Below are 14,779 nucleotides of genomic sequence, written 5' to 3' on the forward strand. Positions count from 1 at the left end.
AGGTACATCTTTTGGCTTTAATGCACACGCTGCAGAAATGGTCAGAGTCGATAATGATGCATTACTACAACAAAGCCTCGTCGCTCAGTCGAAGAGTGTTGCTCCACTTGAATTAGGTTTTTCTGAAGTTAAACGGGTGGTATTGCCCAATGGAAAAACGAAAGTCCGCTATCAACAAACTCACCTAGGTTTACCCGTCTTTGATACCTCCGTTGTCGCCACCCTTTCCAAGAACCAACCCACTCAGGTGTTCGGCTCCATGGCACAGGGGATCAGTGGTGACCTATCCAGCATCGCGCCAAAACTGAATCGAGAACAAGCGATTGAAGCTGCGATATCCTCTCACCGCACGTTTACTGTCGGCAAAAAGTCGATTGAAAACAAAAACGCGAAACTGATGGTGAGATTGGATGAGAACCAAGTCGCCCAAGTGGTGTATCTGGTCGATTTCTTTATCGCGTCCTCAATGCCAGAGCGCCCTTTCTACTTTATTGATGCCACAACTGGCGATGTGCTCCAAAAATGGAATGGACTAAACCACGCTAAAGCATTAGGTACTGGCCCAGGTGGCAACCTCAAAACCACTCGATATGAATATGGCAGTGACTTCCCTAGCTTTCCCATCGACAAAACAGGCACGACGTGTAAGTTAGAAAATGAATCCGTTAAGACAGTCGATTTGAGGAACGGAACGTCTGGCAGCGCAGCCTACAGTTACAACTGTGCCGACGGAACCAACTACACCGATCATAAATACATCAACGGGGCTTACTCGCCTCTTAACGATGCGCACTACTTTGGTAATGTCGTGTTTGATATGTACAAAGAGTGGATGAACACATCGCCTTTAACTTTCCAGCTGACGATGCGAGTTCATTACAGCACAGATTATGAAAATGCCTTCTGGAATGGTACATCAATGACTTTTGGAGATGGCAAAAATACCTTTTATCCATTAGTCGATATCAACGTGAGTGCTCACGAAGTCAGCCACGGGTTCACAGAACAAAACTCCGGTCTTGTGTACCGAAATATGTCGGGCGGTATCAATGAAGCCTTCTCCGATATTGCGGGCGAAGCGGCTGAATACTATCTGCGCGGTAATGTGGATTGGGTGGTCGGTAGCGATATCTTCAAATCAGAAGGTGGTTTGCGTTACTTTGATCAACCTTCAAAAGATGGCCGCTCGATTGATCATGCCTCTCAATACTACGATGGTTTGAACGTTCACTTATCTAGCGGTGTTTACAACCGCGCCTTTTACCTTTTAGCGAACAAATCGGGTTGGAATGTACGTAAGGGCTTTGAAATATTCACGGTCGCCAACCAACTGTATTGGACGGCAAACAGTACCTTTGATGCCGGTGCTTGTGGCGTAGCGAAAGCCGCAGCCGACATGGGCTATGTGGTTGCCGATGTTGAAGATGCCTTTAACACCGTAGGCGTTAATGCAAGTTGTGGTGTAACGCCTCCAACTGGCAATGTATTAACGAAAGGCACACCGATTGCGAACCTAAGCGGGAATCAATCTTCAGAGAGCTTCTACACGTTCACCGTTGATTCTGCATCCAGCGTGACGGTTTCAATGTCTGGAGGTTCAGGTGATGCCGATCTTTATGTGAAATCGGGAAGCAAGCCAACAACATCAAGTTACGACTGTCGCCCTTACCGTGCTGGAAACAATGAGCAGTGCAGCGTGAGCGCTCAGCCGGGTGTGACCTATCATGTGTTACTGCGCGGATACTCGAACTACTCTAGCCTAACGTTACGTTTAGATTGAGTTAGAGCGAGCCTCTCAAACAAGTTGTAAATCGAGAACTAGCGGTTAACCGCGAAATAAAAACCTACTCACTTTGAGTAGGTTTTTTTATGACACACCGTAGTAGCTAATAATATTGTAAGTTATTTACTGATACGTTTATTAATTTATAAATATCAAGGTTACTTAGGCATTGTTTTATAAAAACAGTTTAAATTGAGATCCTGTGCTGCACAACGAAACAAAAATAACTGACTAACTTTTGAACACATTCACGTTACTGATAGGTTAATCCTTATAGGGCAAATGCTCTATTAATGATAAAAACTAAAATAAGGATTATTTATGAGACCATCTTTTCCTATCAGTATGGTGCTTGCAACGACAGTGGTTGGCTTCCAGTCTTATGCGCAAAATATTGAGACAACGGATTCATTAGGTATTGCAGAAAGTAGCGCTGCGCAAAAGCAATCTTTGGCGTTACAAATCAGCGAGCGTTATTCCGATCTTGAGCTTTCATTGAAGGCTCAGATCTCAGAAAAGAACTTATCCGCGCCTGTAGATAAATTGAGCTCTACTCAGCCCTACTCTGCATTTTCAAGCCGGATGCAGAAAGCGGATCTTGGTTATCGCAAGATGAAAGGGATCAACGACTTCAGCGACTCTGTGTTAGAGGTTCGCATGGCTGATGAAGCGATGATTGAAGCCTGGAAGAACGGCGAAAGCCCATTATTCGCGTTTGAACCATCAGGCGACGATTCGAATTGGCAATACATTGAAGCGTATGACGTGTACGGACAGGTTCATGAATTAGATGTGTACCAAATGCCAGACGTCCCAGTGTTTGTGGTTGATAGTAACGGTGCTGAAGAGCTCAAAGCAGGCTTAATGGCAATGCAGGCAGAGATGCAAAAGCTGGGTACTACAACGCAAATCAATACCGTTAGCGATACCAATGCCGACGAGAGTAAACCTCAAAAACCGTCTTTGATGAACAGGGCACGTCGCTCGATGGCCTTGTCGGAACCTGAGCCGTTGAATACCACACAATTAACCAAAATCCGCTTGGCTGTTGATCAAGAACCTTGGATCTCTGGTAAAGCGGAAATCTACGCTATCGTGACGGGTGTCGATTCAAGTCGTTTAGAGCCCCAGATCGACCTCGTTGAGATGCCTTATCTGGACTACGACAAACAGACGTACTACCCGAACCAGACCGTCATCTTCTGGCCTCGCTACCGTTGGGGCGCTGCAGACATGATCTTAATGGAACACGATGATGGCACAGACTACAAAGCGCTAGCAAAATTCTTGGTTCAAGCAGCAGAAGAGATACTGAAGATGATTCCTGATCCAGAAGTTCAAGGTTATGCGATCATCCCTCAGATCACAAGCAAGATTATCGATGTGATTCCTGATGGTGTATTAGTGAATGATGATGACTTCGTGGATGTGTACTACACCTTAATGCAGAACACACCTTATGTAGACCGTCCGGGCGCAGGCGGAAATGCTGTCGCATCGTTTGCACCAGTCACGATTTCACCAACAGAGTAAGTCGTTTCTTATTCAGTTAGGGCTTAAACGCTAGGCCCTAACTCTTCATTATCGAAGGTAAGTCAAACACAAGAAACCTACTCAGAACCTAATTACAGGGAGTAATCAAACACAATGATGTCTTCTAAAAGCGGACGAAACACATCTTTCAGCGCATCATGCTCAGGGTGCGGAAGGTAATTCTGGCGGCCTTCTTCATCAGCGAACGTCATTAACACCGAGTGGGTATAACCTTGATTCTTGTTTTCAGGGCTGTCATTTAATCCCCATTCTACTGAAGTGACCCCTTCAACCTTGTTTGGCATCGCTTCAAACAGCATCTTTAGTTTTTGAACCTCTGAAGCCTCAGCGTTTTCTTTAAACTTAATCAGTAGAATATGACGAATCATTCCCGTTTCTTTTTGAGTCATTCCTAGTCCTTTCGAGTGTTCGCTTACTGGTTTGTAATACTTAACCAACACCTAATAGCGATCTAAATTAGAGAACAACAAAATGCCACACGTTACACAACATGCCAAGGCTAGATCGCTAGAGTTTATAAAATATTCAACAACCCAATAACGAAAAATGCTGCACCCGAGGGCGCAGCATTTCTCATGACAATGGTAAGCACATCTTTAACGTTAATCACGACGACCTGTAAGCTGGATCGTTTGGTCTTGATCTACGTTCTTTTGGAATTGGATTCCGCCGTTAGACGCTTCATTTCTTCCTTCCAGTGTTAAGTCAGATTCAACACGCTCAGCCTTTACTTGATTACCTTCGCTTCTTGTCATGTCGATAGTCCCTGTATACGTACCGTCGGCAGCAAAAGCAGTATTCATTGAAAGAGCCATTAAGCCTAGTGCGATTAACTTTTTCATACATCACCTCATATTATTTTTAATTATTTGTTCGTTTGGTATCTGTGTTTCTTTGTTGAGGTAACTTTAGCGCTTGAGTGAAAGCCATTCGAGGAAAAGCAAGATTTACCAAATGGAAAATCAAGGGATTAGCGAAGTTCTGACGCTGTTCTGTCTTATCTGTTTTGTACTACCACTATGATATTAGAGTCACATAATTTCTGTACGCCTACCGCACCGAAATTACTGCCTATAAAAGGATTCATTTGGAGAGCCTGTGGACATCAATCTAGACATTCAAAATATCCTCGTCATCAAGCGTATGTATGAACTTCGCAATGTTGGACTGGTTGCGGAGTCGCTAGGAAAAACCTCTGGGGCGATCAGCAAGAACCTCTCGAAGTTAAAGTTGCAGCTCGACGATCCACTGTTCATTCAAACCAAACACGGGTTTGAACCCACGACTTTTGTTGAAACCAACATCGAAAATTTTGAGCAGATCTTGAGCAGCGTTGAAGCCATTAAACACCAAGTATTTTCGCCAGAAACTTACCAAGGTGATATCAAAATCTACGCGAATACACTGTTCTGGGAGCGCTTTGGCTCGAAGCTCTACTTTGCTCTGAGTAAAGAAGCCCCGCATGCTCACTACTCATTCGTTCGATGGGGAAGCAATGTGAGGAACAGGCTCATCGACGGCGAAGAATCCATAGCGGTTCATTACTTTGATGAAACCTTGCCACAGTCAATTTCTCAAATGGAATTCGGTAAAGGAAAAGTGGTGTTCTTCGTGAGAGAGGATCATCCAGCGAAAGACTTTGAGTCGCTCGCCAACTACCCAATCATTCTATTTAAAACCCCGGGATGGAATGACAATAAATACCCGATCCTTGATCGCCTTAGAAATATCGGATTTCACGTAAACCCAAGAGTGGAAGTCGACCACCCTGCGATGATTCACGATGTTGTGTTCAAATCCGACTATTTTGGTATCACCCTCAATGGCAGCGTACCAGAAGGCTGTCGTAGTATTGATTTACCCGAAAAACTGACGATCGATGTGGGTTATGTGATGAGCTGCCGTCGTTCACAGAAAGACGCGCCTTTGAATCAGTGGCTATTCCAAATGTTGAAATCCACCCTAAAAAACAAACAAGCGTAGTTCAACATCTAAAGGCCTAAATGATTAACGGGTTAAGAGCTTAAAAGCGTAAAGGCTTAAAGGCTTAACCGCTTAGCTGCTTAACGACATAACTCCCCTACCATTCAAAAAAGAAAAGGCTCCCGAGGGAGCCTTTGATTAGGGTTCTAGTGACTATTCGCTTATGTTTTTATTTTAAAATGCTTCTTCGAGCGTTTGTTCGTTCTTTTTTTCTGTTTGTTTCTCGCTGGTCTCTACCTCTTTCAAGCGCGCAGTGAAGTGTCTTAACACCGGCGGCTCGTAGGTAAAATCGAGCCCTTTCACTTGTCCTGCATTTTCTTTCACTTTTTCGAATGCTTCGATGATGAAGTCCATGTGTGTTTGTGTGTAGGTCGCGCGAGGAATGGTAAGGCGCAACAACTCAGCAGGACATGGGTGTTGTTCACCTGTTGCTGGGTCGCGTCCTTGCAGCAAAGACCCAATCTCAACCGCTCTGATACCCGCGACTTTATAGAGTTCGCACGCCAAAGCATGTGCGGGAAACTGACCAGCCGGGATATGAGGCAGCAATTTACCCGCATCGACAAACGCAGCATGACCGCCTGCTTGCTGGCACACGATGCCCATCGCTTCTAAGCCATCAACAAGGTATTGAACCTGGCCAATACGGTACTCTAACCAATCTTGGCGCATGCCGTCATAAAGGCCAACCGCAAGACGCTCCATCGCGCCACCTTCTAAGCCACCATAGGTTGGGAAGCCCTCTTGCACCACACACAAGGTTCGACACTCTGTGTACACATCCATGAAAGCGTCGTCTTTAAAGCACAACAAGCCGCCCATTTGTACCATGGCATCTTTCTTGGCAGACATAGCTAAACCATCCGCGTATTTGTAAGACTCACGCGTGATCTGTTCGATTGTCCAATCTTGATAACCCGCTTCTCGTTGTTGAATGAAATAGGCATTTTCAGCGTAGCGTGCCGAGTCCATGATCACAGGGATGTCGTACTTCTGAGCCACTTGATACACGGCTTTTAGGTTGGCGATAGACACTGGCTGTCCACCAGCAGAGTTACAAGTAATGGTGCTCACAATATAAGGAATATTGGCTGCGCCCGCTTCTAAAATCGCTTCTTCCAGCTTCACCACATCGAAGTTGCCTTTGAAGTCCGCATTCACAGAGGTATCGAACGCTTCTTTGGTATAAACGTTCTTTGCCACACAGCAATTCACTTGGGTGTGACCTTGTGTTGTATCGAAGAAGTAGTTAGACAGGGCGACCATTTTGCTGCGATCGAGTCCTTTCTCCATTTCACGCTTCTTGATAAGAACAGGTATGTAGATCTGCTCTGCGCCGCGCCCTTGGTGTGTTGGAATCGTCAACTCGTAACCGAAGATATCCTTAACCGCGTTCGACAATGCGTAGTAACTGCGACTACCACTGTACGCTTCATCCCCCATTAACATCGCGGCTTGCATACGCTGAGTAATAGATCCTGTTCCGCTGTCTGTCAGTAAGTCGATAAACACATCATCACTATCCAGTAAGAATGGGTTCATCCCCGCTTCGACAATGGCTTGTTCACGATAGGCGCGCGTTGTTCTTTTTACTGGCTCTACAACACGAATACGAAACGGTTCTGGTAGATGTTTGAAGTTTTCCATAATAATACCTTTCAATACATTCCGATCAGGTCGAAATGTATTTTCTTTAGATGTCACGAGTCCTCACTATTAAATTAATAGTTCCGTATAAAGATACACAGAAAATTAACAGTGAAAATAAACAAATTAAATAATGACTTATTAATCAAACCTAAACAGAGGCTAAGATAATTAGCGAGAACGACAAAAAACGAATACCCTACACGGAATAATAAGTGCGACATTCATACGTTCAAAGGTTATCAAAGCTGCTGATAGGTAAACAAAGCTCGCTGCTTTGCTGGCGCGTGACGCCTAGAGGGTACTACTCTGAAGAAAGGTGGAACGAGAGTTGGTGATCTAAGGTATACCAAGCTAACAAGGTTAGCCAAGTTGTTGATTGCCATTTCAGATACATGTTCACAATATATCCCTACGTTGAAATCAAGATGATCCGAAATTTAAATATAGTGCAATTGTTTTATAAATACAGCTTAGAAAAGTATAAATGTGATCAACATTTAGAATGATAATTAAATACGATAGCATGTTATATAAACTGTGAATCACAGCCGTTTATATACTATTAAACTAGTTCAGCGAGTTACTTAATAATATCGGATCTCTTTTAAACTCAATACATCTCTAATAAGGGGCGAAGATGGCTGTTTTCTAAAAAGCTGTCTTCTAGAGAGCTACTGAGCTTAAAAAGCCAAACTCTAAAACTCGCCGATCTAAAAAAGATAAGCTCTGATGAGGCTCAAACCTCACCAGAACTGTATTCGCAATGAATAACTTACTTTTTCTTCACGACTTGCTTGATGGCCATTTCAGCCAGTATTGGCGTCGCTGCTTTCAATGCACTGGGGGCAACCTTCTTACCCGCCTTGACCGCTTTATTCAGTTGGCCTTTAACCGACGTCCCTCTTTTCATGGCTTCTAAACGTTGGCGATTTCTCTGAACGTTATTTGCGTCAGCGATACGCTCGATCAACGTCTGCCTTAAAGTATCTAAACCAAACTGTACCTTTTCTGGCGCAATCGCCAGCGGTAACACGATATCGGTTTGCAGCAATATATGATTGTATTCGAGCGCTTGAGCAATGATCTTTGCTTTGGTCGATGTTGGATTCTCTAAGTCATACGGTGGTTGCCAATCGTCTACAGGCTTTAATCGGTCTACCTGATTCACAACCGACACCACAATCGGCTTCTTGCGTGAGATGTTCTTAGGATCGTCATAGAAAGCATCAAATCTATCTTTCAATTGCTTATCCAAATCACGCGCAGATTGATTGGCTTTAAGCACCCATAACACCACATCGGCTTGGATCATCTCTTTCAGCATTAAGGCTTCGGTTTTAGGATTGCCATCAAGCCCTTGAAGATCAACCACGCGAACATCATTGTCGTCGACAAACGCGTTGTATACAGTTGAAGTGTCGGTTGATGGCAGTACATCCACTTCAGCTACCAACTCTTGCTTAAGCGCATTGATAAGCGAAGATTTACCAGAACTGGTTTGCCCCACCAGCACGATTCGCACAGGCTCTAACTCTGGAGCAAAGCGTTGTTCGTCGAGTTCAGATACATCGGACGCTTTCAATGCTTCATCTTCAATGCTGAAACGTCCGCTATAGAGGTCAATCGCGACCGCCGCGACTTCATCTAATAAGGCTTGTTTGGCGGCGTATTGCATGTCATCAACCACACCTCTTGTCATTGAAGATGTCGCTTGCTCTCTACCTAAATCAGAAACAACTTTTAGCGGGTTTAAATAGAGGTTTTTGAGGTGATTCCCCCAAATAGCGGCCTTAACGATCTTCTGCCCTAGCTCGCCATATTTATCATAGGCTTCGTAGCCCGCCTTAATGTAAGAAACCTTGAGATACTCAATGCCCGGTATATGCTCTCGCACTACCAGTTTGTAGCGTCGGCTTACCTCTTCGAACAGCTTTAGCCCTTCAGGAATCGAGAAATCGAGCGATTTCTTATCAAACTTTTTCGCCACAAACTCAAGTACTTCTAAACCGGTTTGGTCTAGGTTGCCCCACTCTATGTCGACCATTAATTGTTGGCGTACATGGTGTTTTGAATCATTCCAGATCGACAGTTCTTTTTGAGACCAATCAGTCGACGCCTTAACCAATGCATCGTTGATATCAGCTTTGTTATGTTGTGAATCAGATTCAGAACTTCCCTCGCCAAGGCCGTCGCTCTCTTTATTTGAGAAGGGCTCCGTACTTGAAGAGCGGCGTGAAGAGCGGCTTGAAGAATCGCGTGAAGAACGACTAGAAATGAACAAGGGAATGGTGAACACCAAAGTACTCACGGCAATGGCAATCGACATTTCGAGTAGGTAACCGTATTTGATCGCCAAGAAGACACCAAAACCCATCATGATAATGCTTGGGAAGATAGCCGAAATCAGGGCAATGCCCCAACGGCCGCTCGATAACACCGCCAGTAATCGAAATAGGTTTCTAATTTTCTTCATAACCCGACGCCGCCTTTCCTTTTTTCAGGGATTCTTTGTAGATCTTCTGCATCTCTTCTTCAGACACTTCTTCGCCTTTGTTCTTATGATAGAAGTAAAAACAAGCCGCGCGACCTAAACCATAAGAGGTGCCGAAACTCATTGCCGCTGCAGCCACCGCCCCTACCGTTTGACCATAAACTGGAATCAGCTTTATCAACTGTCGAGTGCCCAGCTTCATTCCGTATTGCAACGCAAAGCTGCTTCCCAGAGTGCCTATCAACTCACTAAAGACTCTCTTATTCCATTCGACCCCATATTGATTGGCCAAGCTGTGAAGCATTTTGGCTTGAATCGCAGGTACCGACACCAAACCAACACCCGGAATCAGGTCACTCGCTGCGGCACTTCCTGCATACCAAAGCACTTCGTTTTCTACTTGATCAAAGTTGGCTTCTTCTTGCGTGGAATGTTCTTTGTCTTGCACCATCATTCCTATCACCGGAAGAATACTGCTCAGCTTTTCTAACAAGATGTCATAGTTGTAAACCGCTTCGCTGTTAGACATAGCGTTGTCATCCGTTTCGAAATCGACCGCTACCGATTCAAACTCTTTACCCCAAGCCTTCTCTACTTGGTTGGTGTTGAACTGAATTTGCCTTGCTCGATCTGGTTCACTGGAAGACAACACCGCCGTATGAACCAGCAACAAGTGTTTAATCTTCTTCTGTTTCTTAATCTGTTTTAGAGCCGTAAGCACAGCGGATTGTTCAGGTTCGTCGGCTTTCATTACAACGACTAACGCATTACCTGCCTGACCAATCTCTTCCAAATCCTCTTTCGCATCGTAATTCGCTTCGCTGAGTCCTCTGGTATCAAGAAACCTCATCACGGGTTTGTCTTGCGGAAACTCATACGACATCGCCGTCATGGTACAAGGCGCAAAACCATTGCCCACTTCTACAGAAGAGTCGCCCGTGACCGCTTGAATAAACGATGACTTGCCCGCCCCCGTTTTGCCCAACAGCCACAATGTAGGAAGATGCTTGCGCTGATATTCATGAGCCTGAGTCAAGTCTGGGTTCTTGCTCGGATTAATGAAGTCTTTTATTTGATCAAACATGTTTAGAGTAACGCTCACTTGATGTTGAGATTCGAGTTGATGACAAAGCAATACTGACTTATATAATCACAAATCATATTAAACTTATGTTTGTTCAGTCGCACAGGTTTACAATGCCTAAACGCTTGTTTTTATTTGCGCGCTCATTTTTATAGACGCTTTTTTATACGTACGGGTATCATCGTATTGATTCGGGTACCTAACGAACATCAACAAACACAGAGAGCTCAAAGAGAAGTATGGAACAAATTTATTTAGCTGGCGGCTGCTTGTGGGGTGTACAAGAATTTATTAAGTACGTTCCTGGTGTTATCAGCACAGAAGCAGGCCGTGCTAATGGAAGCGCCCAGCCAACAGAGAACAAAACGACACAAAGCGACGGCACACAAAGCGATTACAATGGCTACGCGGAGTGCGTACAAATTGAATTTGATCCAAACATCACGTCAGTCACGATTTTGATGGAACACTTGTTTGAGATTATCGACCCTTACAGCTTGAATAAACAAGGTGTCGATGTCGGAGAGAAATACCGCACAGGTGTATACAGCACTAATGCAGAACACTTAACCGAAGCTAAGCACTATATTTCTTCAAGAGATGATGCCGACCGTATCGCTGTTGAGGTGTTGCCGTTGACCAATTATGTTGCCAGCGACGACATCCACCAGCATCACTTAAGTCACTTCCCTGAAGATCACCACTTATGTCATATCCCTTGGGATCTACTGCATAAGTATAAATCACAGTAGTCTCGACGTAAGATTGAGATGATCACGACCTAAGATCGATAAAGCCTCAACAGACATTATCTGTTGAGGCTTTTTAAGTGTTATGGTCAGGACAGCTATCGTGAATTGATTTGGTAGCTCAAGCCATTAACCTTTAGCCATTAGCCATTAGCCATTAACTAATAAATTACTTAGTCGTATTCTCAAGCACGTAGTCTGGACCCGCTGTTTCAGCTGTCACAACCGCAAGTTTAGACACGTCTGCGCCTTCACCTTGGTAAGCGTTAATGCCATTTTCTACAACGACTTTTGGTAGCTCAACCGAGTAGCCTTCGATCAGTTCAGAATCCGTTACTTGACCTACGTAAGTTTCGTCTGTGTAGGTTGCGCCAACTAATGGGAAGTCTTGCGTTGCACGGACACTTACAAATTCAGGTGACTGCGAGTTATCAACCACATTGTGTTTAAACGCCACATCAACACCCGCATAAATGCCTTCCACTTCTGCGTTGTTGAACAGGCTTACACGGTGACTTTGGTTGCCGTAAACAATGCCCCACTCAGTATCAACTAGAGAGTTATTCTCGATCGTGATGTTTTTCGGTGTCCACTGCTTATTAAGCTCTTTGCCTTTCACCGATTGATCTAGCTGCTCACCATTCGCTACGTCGATGATGCCCGTGTTAATAACAATGCCGCCACGTAGGTCAGCGTTGCCTTCAATCACACCATCACGACCACGAGTGTTGGCAATGTAGTTATTGCGAATCACATGATCTTCATCGTAGATACGAATGCCGCCCGTTAGGCGCTTTCCATTGCCAAGAATCATGTTGTTCTCAACTGTGTTGCCTTTACCGTGGCGCAGTGAAATAAGAGCTGCACTTTGGAAGATCGTGTTGCCTGAGATCGTGTTGTCGCCCGACTTAATCGAGATAAGCTCACGCTCACCATCCATATCGATCATTAGGTTGTTCACGAACTTAGAACTTGAATCCCACTGTGAAGATTTAGAATCACCAATACGGATCGCTTCCCAGCTGTTGCCGTTGTAACGAATCGCTTCTTTGATGTCGAATTCGTTGAACTGGTTAGGCTTTTGATCCATGAAGATGTTATTTGCGATCAGGTGGTTGTCAGCTGTGTCATCTTTTTGTACACCAATCAAAGTGCCGCGTTTTTGCTTACCTTCGAAACGGTTGTTGATGACTTTGCCGTCTTTACCCCATAGAGATACCCAAAGGTACTTTGGATACTCAGAACGACGCTCGTCTGGCTCGTACGTGTAATCGTGGTTGAAGTAGTAGAATGTTGAGTTTTGAAGCGTATTGCCATTACCCATCATACGAACTGCACCAAAGCGTTCTTTAGGGCCGCCTTCAGTAAATACCAAGCCATCAAGCGTGATGTCATCGCCTTTCAGTTCAAACTGAATCAACCCCGTGATCCACGCAGAACCTGCTTGCTCTGCCTTGATAGTGATGTCATTCGCCGTGATCGTCACTTGACCTAAGTTCGCGTATTTACCGGCAGGGATAACCACTTCGTCGCCATCTTTTAGGTTTTCAAATTGTGCTTTAAGCGCAGCCACTTGCTCTTCCGAAGCAACGGCTAAAGTGTCGCCATCTACCTCTGTTAAGCGGTCACTGCTCAATAGGTAACTACGGTCAATTTCGCTAACAGCAGGCGTAGCTTGTTCAGCGACACTGACTACGGGTGCTGTTTTTTCTTGTGTTGTACAGCCTGTTGCAAAAGCGAGTGTGAACGCGCTAATAATGCTTACCGATAATAGTTTTTTGTTCATCGTACATCTCACATTAAAGTTTGGATTATAAAAATGACGACCACCCGTTCAGGTGGCCGTGATGTTATTTAGGATGCGTATTAAATTAGCCTTCGGCTGGAGTCACTTCGTCTTGTTGCTCGACTTTGTCATCGACTGCTTTAACAAGTAACAGACCAACAGAGAACACAATCAAGCCACACAGAACGAATACCATGCGTCCCCACATTGGGTTTGGCAGTACGAACATAGTCATTACGCCCACACCCGCTACCGCGATAAGTGAACCCAACATACGACGTTGCTTGTTATCCAGTTTCTTCTGTTCATTACTTTCAGCAACTAGTGGCGTCGCTAGGTTGTTGAAGAACTTGTCTACGTCTTTCTCACGGTGCTCAGCAAGAGGCTTGTAGAACAGTGTTGAAAGAACAAAGAAGCCAGCAGTAAATATGATGTGACCGATAAGGCCGATAGCCACTTTCAGGTCAGCCCACTCACGGCCAGTTAGTTCATTTAGACCGAACCAGTTTTGAATCATGTCCGCAGTGATAACGAAACCAACGAAGTAAGAAACCACACCACCTACAACTAGCGTGCCCCAACCTGCCCAATCCGGTGTTTTACGGATGAAGAAGCCACAGAATGCTGGAATTGTCATTGGGAAGCCGATCAATGCGCCCACGTACATCATGGTGTCGAAAAGGCTCAGACCTTTAAGAGAGTTGATGAACAGAGCAACCAAGATGATCGCGATACCGAAGAAGGTAGACGTTAGTTTAGAAACAACCATTAGCTCTTTCTCTGTCGCTTTAGGACGAAGAATCGGCTCGTAGAAGTTCTTAACGAAGATACCTGAGTTACGGTTTAGACCTGAGTCCATTGAAGACATTGTTGCTGCGAACATAGCGGCAATCAGAAGGCCAACCATACCTGCAGGCATGTATTCTTGAACGAAGTAAAGGTAAGCGAAGTCAGCGGCTTTGCTGCCAGCTTCTGGGTAAGCAGCTGCTAAATCAACACCTTGACCAGCCATGAACCAAGAAGGCATGAACCAGATGATTGGACCAAGCGTCATTAGTACACAAGCAAGCAGTGCAGCTTTACGTGCGTTGTTTGAATCTTTTGCAGCAAGGTAACGGTAAGAGTTAAGCATGTTGTTGGTAATGCTGAACTGCTTTAAGAAGATGAACACAGCCCAGATGCTGAAGATGCTCATGTAGTTAAGGTTGTCACCCGTGATGAACGAATCCGTTGGGAAGTCGCTAATGATCTGCGTAACACCGCCACCGTGGTAAATAGCAACGACTGCACATGTCACCGTTACTGCCATGATGATAACCATCTGCATAAAGTCAGATGCGATTACCGCCCAAGAGCCGCCCGTCACTGACATCACCAGTACAACCAGACCCGTTAGGACAATCGTCGTTGTCATATCAAAGCCGAAGATACCCGATGCGATGATTGCTAGACCATTCAACCAAATACCTGCAGAGATAACGCTGTTTGGCATACCAGACCAAGTAAATACTTGCTCATTCACCTTACCAAAACGCATACGAATCGCTTCAATTACCGTCACAACACGCAGTTGACGGAACTTCGGAGCGAAGTAAAGGTAGTTCATTAGGTAACCGAATGCGTTCGCGATGAAGATAATCGCTACGGCAAAGCCATCGGTAAAGGCTTTACCTGCTGCACCAGTAAATGTCCAAGCACT

At 44.8% G+C, this 14,779-nt stretch carries 11 protein-coding genes; 4 read left to right on the forward strand and 7 right to left on the reverse strand.

The features are described from left to right. Both AB4623_RS15830 and AB4623_RS15835 read left to right on the forward strand, forming a co-directional pair. On the forward strand, positions 1 to 1,780 hold a 1,780-nt coding region (locus AB4623_RS15830; RefSeq protein WP_372146835.1), incomplete at its 5' end, for a M4 family metallopeptidase. Positions 1,781 to 2,104: 324 nt separating this feature from the next. Next, positions 2,105 to 3,316 (forward strand): DUF3103 domain-containing protein, encoded by a 1,212-nt coding sequence (locus tag AB4623_RS15835; protein ID WP_372146837.1) that lies wholly within the window; start codon positions 2,105 to 2,107, stop codon positions 3,314 to 3,316. A 92-nt stretch (positions 3,317 to 3,408) separates the two neighbouring features. Here the strand turns inward: AB4623_RS15835 and AB4623_RS15840 are convergent, their stop codons facing one another. Together AB4623_RS15840 and AB4623_RS15845 are read right to left on the reverse strand one after the other, a co-directional pair. Then, the gene (locus tag AB4623_RS15840; RefSeq protein WP_009846539.1) at positions 3,409 to 3,726 is read right to left on the reverse strand and encodes a Dabb family protein; all 318 of its coding nucleotides are present in this window, start codon (positions 3,724 to 3,726) and stop codon (positions 3,409 to 3,411) included. Between the two features lie 213 nt (positions 3,727 to 3,939). Next, entirely contained in the window at positions 3,940 to 4,179 is a 240-nt protein-coding gene (locus AB4623_RS15845; RefSeq protein WP_017081013.1) for a hypothetical protein, read from the reverse strand. A 256-nt stretch (positions 4,180 to 4,435) separates the two neighbouring features. Here AB4623_RS15845 and AB4623_RS15850 point away from each other — a divergent pair, with 256 nt between their 5' ends. Continuing rightward, positions 4,436 to 5,320: a LysR family transcriptional regulator gene (locus AB4623_RS15850; RefSeq protein WP_017090766.1), complete on the forward strand. Its 885-nt coding sequence runs from the start codon at positions 4,436 to 4,438 to the stop codon at positions 5,318 to 5,320. A 174-nt stretch (positions 5,321 to 5,494) separates the two neighbouring features. On the opposite strand, the gene tnaA is transcribed toward AB4623_RS15850, so the two are convergent. The 3 genes from tnaA to AB4623_RS15865 all read right to left on the reverse strand — a co-directional run bounded on the left by tnaA (position 5,495) and on the right by AB4623_RS15865 (position 10,545). Beyond that, on the reverse strand, positions 5,495 to 6,967 hold the full coding sequence (gene tnaA / locus AB4623_RS15855) for a tryptophanase (RefSeq protein WP_372146838.1): 1,473 nt from the start codon (positions 6,965 to 6,967) through the stop codon (positions 5,495 to 5,497). 775 nt (positions 6,968 to 7,742) lie between these two features. Beyond that, positions 7,743 to 9,443 carry a GTPase family protein gene (locus tag AB4623_RS15860; protein ID WP_372146840.1) on the reverse strand — a complete coding sequence of 567 codons (1,701 nt, stop codon included), beginning with the start codon at positions 9,441 to 9,443 and terminating at the stop codon, positions 7,743 to 7,745. Next, positions 9,430 to 10,545 (reverse strand): YcjF family protein, encoded by a 1,116-nt coding sequence (locus AB4623_RS15865; RefSeq protein ID WP_372146842.1) that lies wholly within the window; start codon positions 10,543 to 10,545, stop codon positions 9,430 to 9,432. Before AB4623_RS15865 ends, AB4623_RS15860 begins: the two co-directional genes overlap by 14 nt. A gap of 239 nt (positions 10,546 to 10,784) precedes the next feature. Here AB4623_RS15865 and AB4623_RS15870 point away from each other — a divergent pair, with 239 nt between their 5' ends. After that, positions 10,785 to 11,297: a peptide-methionine (S)-S-oxide reductase gene (locus AB4623_RS15870; RefSeq protein ID WP_017063632.1), complete on the forward strand. Its 513-nt coding sequence runs from the start codon at positions 10,785 to 10,787 to the stop codon at positions 11,295 to 11,297. 166 nt (positions 11,298 to 11,463) lie between these two features. On the opposite strand, the gene AB4623_RS15875 is transcribed toward AB4623_RS15870, so the two are convergent. Then, positions 11,464 to 13,080 (reverse strand): polysaccharide lyase 6 family protein, encoded by a 1,617-nt coding sequence (locus AB4623_RS15875; RefSeq protein WP_372146844.1) that lies wholly within the window; start codon positions 13,078 to 13,080, stop codon positions 11,464 to 11,466. Positions 13,081 to 13,165: 85 nt separating this feature from the next. After that, a partial coding sequence (locus AB4623_RS15880; RefSeq protein WP_372146846.1) for a sodium:solute symporter family transporter occupies positions 13,166 to 14,779 on the reverse strand: 1,614 nt, incomplete at its 5' end.

The organism is Vibrio sp. 10N.222.52.C12, assembly GCF_041474215.1.
Classification (GTDB): domain Bacteria; phylum Pseudomonadota; class Gammaproteobacteria; order Enterobacterales; family Vibrionaceae; genus Vibrio; species Vibrio crassostreae_C.